This is a genomic window from Citrobacter sp. R56, assembly GCF_016811995.1.
Classification (GTDB): Bacteria; Pseudomonadota; Gammaproteobacteria; order Enterobacterales; family Enterobacteriaceae; genus Citrobacter_D; species Citrobacter_D enshiensis.
In genome coordinates this window covers 791,604-807,958 of the sequence record NZ_CP069159.1, presented here as the reverse complement: position 1 = coordinate 807,958, position 16,355 = coordinate 791,604, and the positions used below count along the sequence as shown (strand labels likewise).

At 53.7% G+C, this 16,355-nt stretch carries 10 protein-coding genes; 8 read left to right on the top strand and 2 right to left on the bottom strand.

Going from position 1 to position 16,355, the window contains the following annotated elements; genetic code table 11:
- Complete coding sequence (gene yqeC, locus JM656_RS03865; RefSeq protein WP_203360080.1) at positions 1–771, bottom strand: selenium cofactor biosynthesis protein YqeC; 771 nt, start codon at positions 769–771, stop codon at positions 1–3.
- 70 nt (positions 772–841) lie between these two features.
- Here yqeC and mocA point away from each other — a divergent pair, with 70 nt between their 5' ends.
- The 8 genes from mocA to ghxQ all read left to right on the top strand — a co-directional run bounded on the left by mocA (position 842) and on the right by ghxQ (position 14,167).
- Complete coding sequence (gene mocA, locus JM656_RS03860; RefSeq protein WP_203360079.1) at positions 842–1,411, top strand: molybdenum cofactor cytidylyltransferase; 570 nt, start codon at positions 842–844, stop codon at positions 1,409–1,411.
- A 332-nt stretch (positions 1,412–1,743) separates the two neighbouring features.
- Positions 1,744–4,848 carry a putative selenate reductase subunit YgfK gene (gene ygfK, locus JM656_RS03855; RefSeq protein ID WP_203360078.1) on the top strand — a complete coding sequence of 1,035 codons (3,105 nt, stop codon included), beginning with the start codon at positions 1,744–1,746 and terminating at the stop codon, positions 4,846–4,848.
- Positions 4,849–4,850: 2 nt separating this feature from the next.
- Positions 4,851–6,179, top strand: coding sequence for a putative aminohydrolase SsnA (gene ssnA / locus JM656_RS03850; protein ID WP_203360077.1), 1,329 nt, complete (start codon positions 4,851–4,853; stop codon positions 6,177–6,179).
- Positions 6,180–6,224: 45 nt separating this feature from the next.
- Positions 6,225–7,004: a molybdopterin-dependent oxidoreductase FAD-binding subunit gene (gene ygfM / locus JM656_RS03845; protein ID WP_203361213.1), complete on the top strand. Its 780-nt coding sequence runs from the start codon at positions 6,225–6,227 to the stop codon at positions 7,002–7,004.
- Positions 7,001–9,871, top strand: a complete 2,871-nt coding sequence (locus tag JM656_RS03840) for a molybdopterin-dependent oxidoreductase Mo/Fe-S-binding subunit (RefSeq protein ID WP_203360076.1) — start codon at positions 7,001–7,003, stop codon at positions 9,869–9,871. The genes ygfM and JM656_RS03840 overlap by 4 nt, the downstream gene beginning before the upstream one ends.
- A 161-nt stretch (positions 9,872–10,032) precedes the next feature.
- Positions 10,033–11,433: an NCS2 family protein gene (locus tag JM656_RS03835; protein ID WP_203360075.1), complete on the top strand. Its 1,401-nt coding sequence runs from the start codon at positions 10,033–10,035 to the stop codon at positions 11,431–11,433.
- Positions 11,434–11,450: 17 nt separating this feature from the next.
- The gene (gene guaD, locus JM656_RS03830) at positions 11,451–12,767 is read left to right on the top strand and encodes a guanine deaminase (RefSeq protein ID WP_203360074.1); all 1,317 of its coding nucleotides are present in this window, start codon (positions 11,451–11,453) and stop codon (positions 12,765–12,767) included.
- 32 nt (positions 12,768–12,799) lie between these two features.
- Complete coding sequence (ghxQ, locus tag JM656_RS03825) at positions 12,800–14,167, top strand: guanine/hypoxanthine transporter GhxQ (RefSeq protein ID WP_203360073.1); 1,368 nt, start codon at positions 12,800–12,802, stop codon at positions 14,165–14,167.
- A 51-nt stretch (positions 14,168–14,218) separates the two neighbouring features.
- Here the strand turns inward: ghxQ and ygfT are convergent, their stop codons facing one another.
- On the bottom strand, positions 14,219–16,138 hold the full coding sequence (ygfT, locus tag JM656_RS03820; RefSeq protein ID WP_203360072.1) for a formate-dependent uric acid utilization protein YgfT: 1,920 nt from the start codon (positions 16,136–16,138) through the stop codon (positions 14,219–14,221).
- Between the last annotated feature and the right edge of the window lie 217 nt (positions 16,139–16,355).

The following is a 16,355-nucleotide window of genomic DNA, read 5'->3' as shown; positions in this document are numbered from 1 at the left end:
CTATCTCACAAATCTGCGTGTGATTGCAGGGCGTTCCTGGGCATCCCCCAACCAGACGGCATCAACATCTCCCTGTAATAGCGGTTGAATCAGTTCATTTTCATCAACGTTATTCTCACATTGAGAAAAACGGTTGATGAACCAGATCCGTCGACTGGCTGGCGGTGCGTTCTTAAATGCGCCCTGCGGATGTTGAACCAGCCGGATTAGATCCCTCAGCTGTAGGGGAACATCTGCCCTCAGGCCAGTGATCCCCGCAAACTGCGGCCATCGATGCACATTGTCTGCCCCTGTTTTTTTCCCCAGGGTTTGCCCGCCCATAACGGCAATCACACTGCAACTGCATTCAGGTATGCAAGGTTCGTGCTCATCCGGCGCTTTCAGCGGGAATCCACGAGCGCCATCAGCCTCGACGAGAATCACGTCACATTCTGGCCGTTCAACCAACGCATCAATCACCGCGGGCTGAAAGCCACGTGCTTTCCCCAACGACGCTTTCCACGCCTGGAAACAAACCTGTATGGGTTGCATGAGTTGTTGATGAGGTAATTTCGCGGGTTCGTGACAGAAGATAACCGGCCAGGGTATCTGGGGCAGAAACATATGCGTAGTGGTAGTGATCAACACCCGTCGACCACAGGCGTGAAAAAGTTGAGCCAACCAGAAAAGGGTACTGGTTTTTCCCCCCGCACCGACAACCGAAATAATCGACGGATGTTTCTGTACACCCAAATCAAAGAATAACGATGTGGGGGTTATTATACTCTTCACTATCCTTCATGAGCCTCTGTGGTGACGACATTCTCTGGTCATGCCATAACAACCAAATAAAGGAATCACTATGCCAGATATCGACTGCATAATTACTGCCGCCGGATTATCATCAAGAATGGGGAAATGGAAAATGATGTTACCCTGGCAAGAGGGAACAATTCTTGATGCAAGTATCAAAAATGCGCTGCAATTTTGCAGCCGAATTATTTTAGTCACCGGCCATCGCGCCGATGAACTTCATCATCGTTATGCTGACCTGTCGAATATCACTATTACTCATAACCCAGAGTATGCCCATGGATTATTTTCGTCAATACAAACGGCAGCCACCGCGGTGAGCAGCGAATACTGCTTTATCACCCATGGCGATATGCCCAGTCTGAATGTGAATATCTTTAGTAAACTCTGGTCGTTACGTAACAATGGCGCACTCATTCCATACTATAAAGGCATGCCAGGACACCCTGTTTTATTACCGAAAACGTGTCTGATACAGGCGATATCCCAACCCAATGTCAGTAGTATGCGGCAGGCATTACTGGCGGGCGAACATTATACGATTGAAATGACAGAGGCTGGCGTTACTTTAGATATCGATACCCCCGAGGATTTTATTAATGCACAGAAAAAGCAATAAAAAAACCAACTAGCTGAGTTAAACGATTGCGTTCAAATAATTTCACCGCATTATTCTCTCTTATCATAATGATAAGAATTCGATAATTTTGAGAAAATAAAGCAAACCAATGAAGCACACATAGCCAATATCTACTAAGACTGATTTTAATTCTCATTTGGTATCTGTGAGATATTTCACAAAGCACGACCAAGATTAGAACCCCCTCACAAAATTTTATTTTTATGCCGTTGACTCGGCAGACTGGTGCGAATGTTGCTCTATATCCCCAAACCGCCGGATTTATCTCTACCGGTCAACCAATGATATCTGTATAAGCTAAGGAGAGGGTTATGGGGGATATTATGCGTCCCATTCCGTTTGAGGAGCTTTTGACGCGCATATTTGATGAATACCAACAACAACGCTCTATCTTTGGTATTCCCGAACAACAGTTTTACTCGCCAGAAAAAGGGAAGTCGGTCAGCGTATTTGGTGAAACCTGCGCCACCCCCGTCGGCCCCGCCGCTGGCCCGCACACTCAGCTTGCCCAAAACATCATCACCTCCTGGCTAACCGGTGGTCGTTTTATTGAACTCAAAACAGTCCAGATTCTGGATCGTCTGGAGCTGGAAAAACCCTGCATTGATGCTGAAGATGAGTGCTTTAACACCGAATGGTCCACCGAGTTCACGCTGCTAAAAGCCTGGGATGAATACCTCAAAGCCTGGTTTGCCCTGCACTTGCTGGAACAGTTACTGCAGCCTTCCGACTCCGACGCGGGTAAGTCATTTATCTTTAATATGAGCGTCGGCTACAACCTTGACGGAATTAAACAGCCACCGATGCAACAGTTCATCGACAATATGATGGACGCATCGGCGCATCCTAAGTTTGCGCAATACCGCGACACGCTCCACCAGTGGCTGCATGATGACGCATTTTTGGCGCGTCACGACCTTACCCAACAACGAGAAAACCTGCAGGCATTACCTGCCCGCATCCCTGCCAGCATGGTGCAAGGGGTCACGCTTTCGACTATGCACGGTTGTCCACCGCACGAAATCGAAGCTATCTGCCGCTACATGTTAGAAGAGAAAGGGCTGAATACTTTCGTGAAGCTCAACCCCACTCTACTGGGTTACGAGAGAGTGCGTGAAATTCTTGATAACTGCGGCTTCGGGTACATTGGACTGAAAGAGGAGTCGTTCGAGCACGATCTTAAGCTGGCTCAGGCCCTGGAAATGCTGCAACGGCTGATGGCGCTGGCAAAAGAAAAATCGCTCGGTTTCGGCGTAAAACTGACTAACACGCTGGGGACTATCAATAACAAAGGCGCACTTCCCGGCGAAGAGATGTACATGTCTGGCCGGGCGCTGTTCCCACTCTCCATCAATGTGGCAGCCGTACTTTCCCGCGCCTTCGACGGCAAATTACCGATCTCCTATTCCGGCGGAGCAAGTCAACTGACGATCCGCGATATCTTTGATACCGGTATTCGCCCTATCACCATGGCAACCGACCTGCTGAAACCCGGCGGTTACCTGCGCCTGAGCGCATGCATGCGGGAACTGGAATCATCAGATGCGTGGGAGATGAAACGCGTCGATGTCGCACGCCTGAACAAGCTGGCGGAAGACGCCATTACCATGGAGTACACGCAGAAACACTGGAAGCCGGAAGAACGTATCGACGTTGCTGAAGGTTTACCGCTTACCGACTGCTATGTCGCGCCATGCATTACTGCCTGCGCCATCAAACAGGATATTCCGGAATACATTCGCCTGCTCGGCGAGCACCGCTATGCCGACGCACTGGAACTCATCTATCAACGCAACGCCCTCCCTGCCATCACAGGCCATATCTGCGATCACCAGTGTCAGTACAACTGCACCCGACTGGACTATGACAGCGCGCTGAATATCCGCGAACTTAAAAAAGTCGCGCTGGAGAAAGGCTGGGAAGAGTACAAACAACGCTGGCATAAACCGGCCGGTTCCGGTTCACGTCATCCTGTCGCGGTGATTGGCGCGGGCCCTGCGGGACTCGCTGCGGGTTACTTCCTCGCCCGGGCTGGACATTCAGTCACCCTGTTCGAACGTGAAGCAAACGCGGGCGGCGTGGTGAAAAATATCATTCCTCAGTTCCGTATTCCGGCGGAGTTAATTCAGCACGATATCGACTTTGTCGCCGCTCACGGCGTGAAGTTTGAGTATGGCTGCGCGCCGGATCTGACCGTTGAACAGTTAAAAAATCAGGGCTACCAGTATGTTCTGATCGCGACCGGTACGGATAAAAACAGCGGCGTGAAGCTGGAGGGTGATAATCCACACATATGGAAATCACTCCCCTTCCTGCGCGAATACAACCAGGGAGCAGACCTGACGCTGGGCAAGCATGTGGTGATCGTCGGCGCAGGTAACACTGCGATGGATTGCGCACGTGCCGCGCTACGCGTACCCGGCGTGGAAAAAGCCACCGTTGTTTATCGCCGTTCATTGCAGGAAATGCCCGCATGGCGCGAAGAGTACGAAGAAGCGCTGCATGATGGCGTTGAATTCCGCTTCCTGAACAATCCGGAACGTTTTGATGCCGACGGCACGCTAACGCTGCGTGTGATGTCACTTGGCGAACCCGATGAGAAAGGTCGGCGCCGCCCCGTTGAAACCAGCGAAACCCTGACCCTTCATGCTGATAGTCTGATCACTGCTATCGGCGAACAGCAGGATACTGAGGCGTTAAATGCAATGGGTGTACCGCTGGATAAAAATGGCTGGCCGGAGGTCAACAATAGCGGTGAAACACGTCTTACCAACGTCTTTATGATTGGCGACGTCCAGCGTGGTCCCTCTTCCATCGTTGCGGCTATCGGTTCTGCACGTCGGGCTGCGGATACCATCCTCTATCGGGAAAATATTCGTTCCCACCGCGGAGATAAGCACTGGAGCAACGTCAGCCCCGCAGAGATCTACCAACGCAAAGGCGCGATATCCGTGGCGATGGTCGACAAAGACGATCGCGACGCGTTTGTTGCACAGGAAGCGGCGCGCTGTCTTGAATGTAACTATGTCTGCAGCAAGTGCGTTGACGTTTGCCCGAACCGCGCCAACGTTTCGATCCCCGTTCCCGGCTTCCAGAACCGCTTCCAGACACTGCACCTGGACGCGTATTGCAACGAATGCGGCAACTGCGCCCAGTTCTGCCCGTGGCAAGGTAAACCGTACAAAGACAAGGTCACTGTCTTCAGTCTTCCACAGGATTTCGACAACAGCAGCAACCCGGGATTCATGGTTGTAGATGACCAGGTACGGGTACGGCTCAATAGTCAAAACTGGGTATTAAACATTAATAGCGAAGGTCAGTTCGCCAGCATACCGCCAGAGCTGGATGAAATGTGTCGCATCATCAGCTATGTCCACCAGCATCATCATTACCTGCTGGGTCGCGTGGAGGCGTAATCATGTTGATTCTGAAAAATGTCACCGCCGTACAGCTCTACCCGGCAAAAGTGCAGGAAAGCGTTGATATTGCCATCGAAAAAGACGTTATCGTCGATATCGGCAATGCGCTGACGCAGCGCTACCCTGCAGCGCAGTGGAAAGAGATGCATGGTCGGATTGTGATGCCGGGACTGGTCTGCGCGCATAACCATTTTTACTCCGGTTTATCACGCGGGATCATGGCGAACATCGCCCCCAGCCCGGACTTTATCTCGACGCTGAAAAACCTCTGGTGGCGACTGGATCGTGCGCTGGATGAGGAGTCGCTCTACTACAGCGGGTTGATTTGCTCAATGGAGGCCATTAAGAGCGGATGCTCAGCGGTCATCGATCACCATGCGTCCCCGGCATACATCGGCGGGTCGCTCTCCACGCTGCGCAGCGCATTTTTAAACGTTGGCCTGCGCGCCATGACCTGCTTTGAAACCACTGACCGTAACAGTGGAATCAAAGAGTTACAGGAAGGCGTCGAAGAGAATATTCGTTTCGCTCGCCAGATAGACGACGCGCGTAAAACCGGAACCGAGCCGTATCTGGTGGAAGCGCATATTGGCGCTCATGCCCCCTTTACGGTACCGGACGCCGGACTGGAGATGCTACGCGAGGCGGTTAAAGCGACGAAGCGTGGGTTACATATCCATGCCGCAGAAGACCTTTACGACGTTTCCCACAGCCACCACCTGTACGGCAAAGATTTGCTGGTCAGGCTGGCTGAATACGACCTTATCGACAGTAAAACGCTGGTGGCGCACGGCCTGTATCTGTCTGCAGAGGATATCGCCCTGCTGAATCAGCAGGATGCCTTCCTGGTGCATAACGCCCGCTCCAACATGAATAACCATGTCGGCTACAACCATCACCTTACCCACATCCGCAATCTGGCGCTGGGTACTGACGGTATCGGCTCCGACATGCTTGAAGAGATGAAATTTGCCTTCTTCAAGCATCGCGACGCGGGCGGACCGCTCTGGCCAGACAGTTTTGCTAAAGCGCTGGCTAACGGTAACGAACTGTTGAGTCGTAACTTCGGGGCAAACTTTGGTCGACTGGAAGCGGGCTACAAAGCTGACTTAACCCTCTTCGATTATTCTGCGCCGACCCCACTGGTGGCGGAGAATGTCGCCGGGCATATCGCTTTCGGTCTCGGTTCAGGCAGCGTGCATAGCGTCATGGTAAATGGCGTGATGGTATATGAGGACCGCCAGTTCACTTTCGATTGTGATTCAATTTATGCGCAGGCCAGAAAAGTCGCCGCCAGTATGTGGCGCCGGATGGATGCACTGGCATAGCCCACGCCCTCTCCTTCTGAGGAGAGGGATTGATGAGGAAAGATGATGATTGATCAATTTTTCAGGCCCGACTCCGTAGAACAGGCGCTGGAACTTAAGCGCCGCTATCAGGATGATGCCATCTGGTTTGCCGGGGGCAGCAAACTCAACGCCACGCCAACTCGTACCGAGAAACGTATTGCCATTTCCTTGCAGGATCTGGAGCTGGATTGGGTGGACTGGGACAACGGCGCATTGCGCATCGGGGCGATGACTCGCCTACAACCCTTACGTGATGCCCGCTATCTTCCGGCAGCACTACGGGATGCGTTAGGTTTTATCTACTCCCGCCATTTACGCAACCAGTCAACAATCGGCGGTGAGATCGCCGCCCTGCAGGAAGAGTCCGTTTTACTCCCCGTGCTGCTGGCTCTGGATACGCAGTTGGTTTTTGGTAACGGTGAAAACCTGTCACTGGAGAGCTACCTGGCCGATCCGCGCGATCGCCTGCTGACTGAAATTATCATTAAAGATCCTTACCTCCCCTGCACTACCCGCAAAGTCAGCCGCTCGCAGGCAGGATTAACCGTCGTGACCGCTGCCGTTGCGATGACAGAGCACGATGGCATGCGCATCGCGTTGGATGGCGTAGCGGACAAACCGCTACGGTTGCGCGATGTGGAGACGCAGAAACTGGAAGGCAGCGCGCTGGAACACGCGGTGGCTAACGCAATATTCCCGCAGGAAGATGTTCGGGGCAGCGTGGCCTATAAGCGCTATATCACAGGAGTCCTGGTGGCCGATCTGTTTGCCGACTGCCAACAGGCCGGGGAGGAAGCCGTATGATGATTCACTTTACGTTAAACGGCGCGGCGCAGGAGATGAAAGTGAATCCTGGCGAAAACGCGCAAGCACTGCTGTTCAACCTGGGCATGCACTCAGTACGCAACAGTGACGACGGCTTCGGCTTCGCCGGTTCCGACGCGATTCTTTATAACGGTCGCATCGTCAACGCCTCTCTGCTGATAGCAGCTCAGTTAGATCAGGCAGAGATCCGCACCTCTGAATCATTGGGTAAATGGAATGAACTGAGCCTGGTGCAACAGGCAATGGTGGATACTGGCGTAGTGCAATCCGGATACAACGATCCGGCAGCCGCCCTGATTATCAGCGATCTGCTCGATCGTATCTCCATCCCCACCCGTGAAGATATCGACGATGCGCTCTCCGGTTTATTCAGCCGCGATGCGGGCTGGCAGCAATACTATCAGGTGATCGAGCTGGCGGTGGCGCGTAAAAACGACCCGCAGGCCAGTATCAATATTGCGCCCACCTTCCGTGATGACCTCGCCGTGGTTGGCAAGCTCTTGCCGAAAACAGATGCCGCTAAAATGGTGCAGGCCAAGCCCTGTTATGTGGAAGACCGCATTACGCCAGACGCTTGCGTCATCAAAATGTTGCGAAGCCCGCACGCACATGCGCTCATTACACGTCTGGATGTCAGTAAAGCAGAAGCGCTGCCCGGTGTGGTTCACGTCATAACCCATTTGAACTGCCCGGACATCTATTACACACCGGGTGGTCAGAGCGCGCCGGAACCCTCTCCTCTCGACCGCCGTATGTTTGGTAAGAAACTGCGTCACGTCGGCGATCGTGTTGCCGCAGTGGTCGCGGAAAACGAAGAGATTGCGCTGGCGGCATTGAAGCTCATCCACGTCGAGTATGAAGTGCTCAAGCCGGTCATGTCGATTGATGAAGCCATGGCGGAAGACGCGCCAGTGGTTCACGATGAACCGGTCGTGTATGTCGCCGGTGCGCCGGACACGCTGGAAGAAGATAACCGCCACGCGGCGCAGCGCGGCGAGCACATGATCATCAACTTCCCAATTGGCTCACGTCCCCGAAAAAATATTGCGGCCAGCATCCACGGTCATATCGGCGATATGGAAAAGGGTTTTGCTGATGCTGATGTCATTATCGAACGCACCTATTCCTCCACTCAGGCGCAACAGTGCCCGGCAGAAACTCATATCTGCTTTACACGTATGGACGGCGACCGCCTGGTGATCCACGCTTCAACCCAGGTTCCGTGGCACCTTCGCCGTCAGGTTGCGCGTCTTGTCGGCCTGAAGCAGCACAAGGTGCATGTCATTAAGGAACGCGTGGGCGGCGGCTTTGGCTCCAAGCAGGACATCCTGCTGGAAGAGGTCTGCGCCTGGGCCACCTGCGTGACCGGACGCCCGGTTTATTTCCGCTATACCCGTGAAGAGGAGTTTATTGCCAATACTTCCCGCCACGTCGCGAAAGTGACGGTGAAACTGGGTGCGAAGAAAGACGGTCGTCTGACGGCGGTAAAAATGGATTTCCGCGCCAATACAGGGCCTTATGGCAACCATTCGCTCACCGTACCGTGTAACGGTCCTGCGCTTTCGCTGCCGCTGTACCCCTGTGACAACGTCGATTTCCAGGTAACCACCTACTACAGCAACATTTGCCCTACCGGTGCTTATCAGGGTTACGGTGCGCCAAAAGGCACGTTTGCCATGACCATGGCGCTGGCGGAGCTGGCCGAACAGTTGCAAATAGACCAACTGGAGATTATTGAACGCAATCGGGTTCACGAAGGACAGGAACTGAAAATACTCGGCGCAATCGGTGAAGGTAAAGCCCCGACCTCTGTCCCTTCCGCCGCCAGCTGCGCGCTGGAGGAGATCCTGCGTCAGGGACGTGAAATGATTAACTGGTCTTCCCCCAAACCACAGGACGGTGACTGGAGAACAGGTCGTGGGGTCGCCATCATTATGCAGAAATCAGGGATTCCGGATATCGATCAGGCCAACTGCATGATCAAACTGGAATCGGATGGCACCTTTATCGTTCACTCCGGCGGCGCAGATATTGGAACCGGACTCGACACTGTAGTGACGAAACTGACAGCAGAAGTGCTGCACTGTGCGCCGCAAGAGGTTCACGTCATCTCAGGCGATACCGACCATGCGCTCTTCGACAAAGGCGCCTACGCCTCGTCCGGTACCTGCTTCTCGGGTAATGCGGCGCGTAAAGCGGCGGAGAATCTGCGGGATAAAATCCTCTTCCACGGTGCGCAAATGCTGGGAGAGCCTCTGGCCGACGTTCAACTGGCCGCGCCAGGCGTCGTACGCGGCAAACAAGGAGAGGTCAGCTACGGTGAAATTGCCCATAAAGCGGAGACCGGCACTGGCTTTGGTACCCTGGTTGCCACCGCCAGCTATATCACCCCCGACTTCGCCTTCCCGTATGGCGCAAACTTTGCCGAAGTCGCCGTCAATACGCGTACTGGTGAAATCCGCCTGGATAAATTCTACGCACTGCTGGACTGCGGCACACCGGTGAACCCAGAGTTAGCGCTGGGCCAGATTTACGGTGCGTCGATGCGTGCTATCGGCCACAGCCTGACCGAAGAAATTATCTATGATGCGCAAGGCCATCCGCTGACCCGCGATCTGCGCAGCTACGGCGCACCCAAAATAGGTGATATTCCGCGTGATTTTCGCGCTGTCCTGGTGCCGAGTGACGATAAAGTCGGCCCCTTTGGCGCCAAATCCATCTCTGAAATCGGTGTTAACGGTGCAGCACCCGCCATCGCTACCGCGATTCATGATGCCTGTGGCGTCTGGTTGCGGGAATGGCATTTCACGCCGGAGAAAATACTGACCGCACTGGAAAAAATGTAACAACGTGGGCCGCTTCGGCGGCCCGTTTCCATGATTCAATAACGATTAAATGTCGTCTGCGGAAATGAGATAAGCCGTTCTCAGGGCGTCCTACGCCTTAAATTCGCAGAATTTAATCCTGCTGATTCAGATGATCAAATTTGCTTATAAGGAGTGAAGGGATGTCTGATTTAACTCGTGCAGGCTCAGACCTTATTTACGAACTGGAGGATCGCCCTCCCTTTCACCAGGCCATTATTGCCGCTATCACCCATCTGTTGGCCATCTTCGTGCCGATGGTCACGCCAGCATTAATCGTAGGTACCGCGCTACAGCTCTCTGCAGAAACGACCGCCTATCTGGTCTCAATGGCGATGATCGCCTCCGGCATCGGCACATGGCTACAGGTAAACCGCTACGGTATTGTCGGTTCCGGCTTACTGTCCATCCAATCCGTTAATTTTTCGTTTGTGACGGTCATGATTGCGCTTGGCAGCAGTATGAAAAGCGACGGTTTTCATGAAGAGTTGATCATGTCGTCTCTGCTCGGTGTTTCCTTCGTCGGTGCCTTTCTGGTGGTAGGTTCTTCTTTTATCCTGCCTTATTTGCGCAGAGTGATAACCCCAACCGTCAGCGGTATTGTGGTGCTGATGATTGGACTGAGCCTGATTAAGGTCGGCATTATCGATTTTGGCGGTGGTTTCGCGGCAAAAAGCAGCGGCACCTACGGGAATTACGAAAATATTGGCGTCGGTTTGCTGGTGCTGGTCGTGGTCATCGGATTCAACTGCTGTCGCAGCCCGCTACTGCGCATGGGCGGTATCGCGATCGGGCTGTGCGTTGGATATATCGTCTCCTTATGCCTTGGCATGGTGGACTTTCGCAGTATGCAGAACCTGCCGCTGGTCACCATACCGCTCCCCTTCAAATATGGTTTTCAGTTCAATTTTCATCACTTCCTGGTCGTCGGCACCATCTACTTACTGAGCGTGCTGGAAGCGGTGGGCGATATCACCGCGACGGCGATGGTGTCCAGACGCCCTATTCAGGGAGAAGAGTATCAATCTCGCCTTAAAGGGGGCGTGCTGGCAGACGGTCTGGTATCGGTCATCGCCTCGGCGGTAGGTTCTCTGCCGTTAACGACCTTCGCACAGAACAACGGGGTGATTCAGATGACTGGCGTCGCCTCACGCTATATCGGACGCGCGATCGCCGTGATGCTGGTGATTCTGGGGCTATTTCCGATGATCGGCGGGTTCTTTACCACCATCCCTTCGGCGGTACTTGGCGGCGCAATGACGTTGATGTTCTCGATGATAGCCATCGCCGGGATCCGCATCATTATCACCAACGGGCTTAAACGTCGCGAAACGCTCATTGTCGCCACCTCGCTAGGGCTTGGGCTGGGAGTCTCCTATGACCCGGAAATTTTCAAAATATTGCCTGCCTCAATTTACGTGTTAGTGGAAAACCCCATCTGCGCAGGCGGGCTGACAGCCATTCTACTGAATATCATTCTCCCCGGCGGTTATCGACAAGAAGAAGTCTTATCGGGCATCGCTGCGGTGGAAGAGACGGATTAACTGTAAAGGAGTTTACAATGTCAGGAGAACACACGTTAAAAGCAGTACGAGGCGCTTTTATTGATGTCGCCCGTACCGTTGAAGACCCCGAAGAGATCGCGTCAGCGCTGCGGTTTATTGAAGACGGACTGTTGCTGATTCGACAGGGGAAAGTCGAGTGGTTTGGCGAGTGGGAAAAGGGAAAACACCAGGTTCCTGACTCCATTCGCATCCGCGACTATCGTGGGAAACTGGTCGTGCCGGGGTTTGTCGATACCCATATCCACTATCCGCAGAGCGAAATGGTGGGCGCTTATGGCGAGCAATTGCTGGAATGGCTGAACAAACACACTTTCCCCACAGAGCGGCGCTACGAGGATCTGGAATACGCCCGCGAGATGTCCTCTTTTTTCATCAAGCAGTTATTACGTAACGGCACCACCAGCGCTCTGGTCTTCGGTACGGTTCATCCACAATCGGTCGATGCGCTGTTTGAAGCCGCAAGTCATATCAATATGCGCATGATTGCCGGCAAAGTGATGATGGATCGCAACGCGCCGGATTATCTGCTGGATGATGCCGAAAGCAGCTACCTGCAAAGTAAGGCGCTGATTGAACGCTGGCACAAAAATGGTCGCCTGCTGTACGCCATTACGCCTCGCTTCGCACCGACCTCCTCACCACAGCAGATGGCGATGGCTCAGCGCCTGCGGGAAGAGTATCCCGATACGTGGGTGCATACCCATTTATGTGAAAACAAAGACGAAATAGCCTGGGTGAACGCACTCTACCCCGACCATGACGGCTATCTGGACGTGTATCACCAGTATGGTTTAACCGGTAAAAATTGCGTTTTCGCCCACTGCATACATCTGGAGGAAAAAGAGTGGGATCGCCTGAGTGAAACCGGCTCCAGCATCGCCTTCTGCCCGACCTCCAACCTCTACCTCGGCAGCGGTTTATTTAATCTGCAAAAAGCCTGGCGTAAGAAAATTAAAGTCGGCATGGGGACTGACATTGGGGCAGGAACAACATTCAACATGTTGCAGACGCTTAACGAAGCCTACAAGGTCGTGCAATTGCAGGGATACCGACTATCGGCCTATGAAGCGTTCTACCTTGCCACACTGGGCGGGGCGAAAGCGCTGGGACTCGACAACCTGATCGGCAATTTTATGCCAGGCAAAGAGGCGGACTTCGTGGTGCTGGAGCCTACGGCGACGCCTCTCCAACAGCTGCGCTATGACAACTCAGTATCCCTGGTCGACAAATTGTTCGTGATGATGACGTTGGGCGACGACCGCTCAATTTATCGCACCTACGTCGACGGTCGTCTGGTTTACGAACGGACCTGATTTAACACTTACTCTCTGCAGAGGACATTATTATGTCTGGAGATCTACTACAAAACACTGACTCACCGAAATCTCGCGGCGCGTTGGATGCTTATTTCAAAATTTCAGCCCGGGGCAGCACGGTTCGCCAGGAGGTGCTGGCCGGATTAACCACTTTTCTTGCCATGGTGTATTCCGTCATCGTTGTCCCCGGAATGCTGGGTAAAGCGGGTTTCCCACCTGCCGCAGTCTTCGTCGCCACTTGTCTGGTCGCTGGATTCGGCTCATTGCTGATGGGGCTATGGGCAAACCTGCCGATGGCGATCGGCTGTGCGATCTCTCTGACCGCCTTTACCGCGTTTAGTCTGGTGCTGGGACAACACATCAGTATTCCTGTCGCCCTTGGCGCTGTCTTTCTGATGGGCGTTATTTTTACCGCCATCTCCGTCACCGGCATACGCACCTGGATCCTGCGTAACCTGCCGATGGGGATCGCCCACGGTACTGGGATTGGAATTGGGCTGTTCCTGCTGCTTATCGCGGCTAACGGTGTCGGCATGGTCATTAAAAATCCGCTGGAAGGGCTGCCCGTGGCGCTCGGTGCATTCACCTCATTTCCGGTCATGATGAGTCTGCTGGGACTGGCGGTGATTTTCGGTCTGGAGAAATGTCGCGTCCCTGGCGGGATCCTGCTGGTCATTATCGCCATCTCCGTTATCGGCCTGATTTTTGATCCTGCAGTCAAATACCAAGGTCTGGTCGCGATGCCCAGTCTGAGCGATGCAGATGGAAAATCACTGATTTTCAGTCTTGATATCATGGGCGCATTACAGCCAGCAGTATTGCCCAGCGTGCTGGCGCTGGTCATGACGGCGGTGTTTGATGCCACCGGTACGATCCGCGCCGTCGCCGGCCAGGCGAATCTGTTAGACAAAGACAACCAGATAATCAATGGCGGCAAAGCGCTGACCAGCGACTCCATTAGTTCCGTGTTTTCCGGACTGGTGGGCGCCGCACCTGCCGCCGTGTATATCGAATCCGCTGCGGGCACCGCTGCCGGTGGCAAAACCGGGCTGACCGCCACTATCGTGGGCTGTCTGTTCCTGCTGATTCTGTTTTTATCACCACTCTCGTACCTGATCCCAGGTTACGCGACTGCCCCTGCGCTGATGTATGTGGGGTTATTGATGTTGAGTAACGTATCGAAGCTGGATTTCAACGACTTTATTGATGCCATGTCCGGACTGGTTTGCGCCGTCTTTATCGTCCTGACGTGCAACATCGTTACAGGGATTATGCTCGGTTTTGTCACCCTGGTCGTGGGTCGCGTTTTCGCACGCGAGTGGCAGAAGTTGAATATCGGAACCGTCATCATCACCGTCGCGCTGGTCGCATTTTACGCGGGTGGATGGGCGATATAAATAAACAGGCTCCGCGCAAGTCTGCGCGGAGCCTGTCCCTGAGGATATCCGTCAACCCCCCTGTCGTTCGAACATCACGAGCATATCGCGTGCAGCCAGTCGCCCGGCAGCCATCGCCGTGACAACCAGATCCGCACCATGAACCGCATCACCACCAGCAAACACGTTTTCCAGATGCGTCTGGGTGGATAAACGCCCTGCTTCACCCGTTTTGATAAGACCATGTTTATCGAGCTGAACGCCGCTCCCCTGCAACCAGGGCATGGCATGCGGCTGAAAACCAAACGCCATAATGAGAACGTCGGCTGGCAGTTCGAACTCAGAGCCTGCCACAGGGCGTGGCCGACGGCGACCATCCGGGCCAGGCTCCCCCATCGCGGTACGAATCAGCCCCACTGCGGCGACGCGTCCGCCATCGTCACACGCGATATATTGCGGCTGGACATTAAACAAAAATTCGACGCCTTCCTCGCGGGCATTGACCACCTCTTTACGCGAGCCTGGCATGCTGACTTCATCCCGACGGTAGGCGCAGGTCACGCTGGCAGCGTTGAGCCGTATAGAGGTACGCAGGCAATCCATGGTGGTGTCGCCGCCTCCCAGCACCACAACCCGTTTCCCGTCGACAGAAGTAAGCGGATACTCCGCAACCTCGGGCAATCCCATCAGTTGTCGGGTATGTGCGGTCAGAAATGGTAGCGCCTGGATAACGCCCGGGGCATCTTCCTGCGCCAAATTGGCCTGCATAAGCCCGTAAGCTCCCACCCCGATAAAAACGGCATCGTACTTTTCGGTGAGAAAATGGAAGGGAATGTCGCGGCCAATTTCGCAATTCAGGTGAAAATCGCTCCCCATCGCACTAAAGATCTCTCTTCGCTGGATCAGAACACTTTTTTCCAGCTTGAAAGGCGGGATACCAAAAGTCAGCATGCCGCCAATTTCCGGATGGCGATCATAAACATCAACCTGCACGCCCGCACGCGTCAATACGTCTGCGCAGCCGAGACCTGCGGGCCCGGCGCCAATCACCGCCACATGCTGGGGGCGAGAAGCGACGCGGCTAAGATCGGGGCGCCAGCCCATTGCCAGCGCGGTATCAGTAATGTATCGCTCAAGGTTGCCTATTGAGACCGCGCCAGAGAGATCCTTTAACGTGCATGCGCCTTCGCAGAGACGATCCTGCGGGCAAACCCGCCCACAGATCTCCGGCAGAGAACTGGTCTGGTGGCAAAGTTCCGCCGCCTCGATGATGCGTCCCTCACGCACAAGGCGCACATAATCGGGAATCGCGTTATGCAGGGGGCAGTGCCAGTTACAATTCGCTTTTTCAGCACAATAGACGCAGCGCTCGCTTTCATAAACGCTCTGTTTCTGATCCAGACCGTAATAAATTTCGCCAAAATGTGTTTTCCGATCCGCAGCGGAACGTTTCTCCGCCCCCTTACGCGGCTCAGCGGAAAGTAACATTTCACGACGGGAGAGCCTGCAGCCTCCCGCAGCATCACCTTCTGCACTCCTGCGCTGTCGAACCTTTTGCAATTGTAGCAATCCCTTGTCATCCATCAGGCGCAGCGCCTTTGTGGGACATGCCTCAACGCAGGCTTGCCCGCCCGAAACCCGCTGATGGCAAAGGTCACATTTCTGGGCAACAGCATCGACCATCTCGATAACCCCAAACGGGCAAGCGATTGCGCAGCTTTTACAACCGATGCAGCGCCGCTCGTCCAGTTGTACGCTATCAGCGTGAAAGGTGAGCGCATCCACCGGGCAGGAAGCAACACAGGGGGCGTTAATACAGTGATGACATGTAACAGTGCGGGTGATCTCTCCTTTCCCCACAAGATGGATTCGGGGTAAAAAGTCACGACGATTTTGTGGCCAGTTTTCCTGATGATGAGCCAAAACGCAGGCGATTTCGCAAGCATGGCAGCCTATACATTCCATCGCATCGGCAACAATAAATGTGTTCATTTGCGTCCTTTTCATCTGATGGGTTATTTTTTCAGATATCGCGATGCAATAAACGGGCATATCTTTGCAAGCAGGGAATTTTATTTGATATTTTGCGACTTACATCAAACTAAAAAATGACTGTCTGTGAAGTCCTCTTTAATTAACCTCATCGCTGATTCTTAAAAGCTCATAGAAATGGATCTAAAAATATAGGCTTACAGGGTAATAAAATATG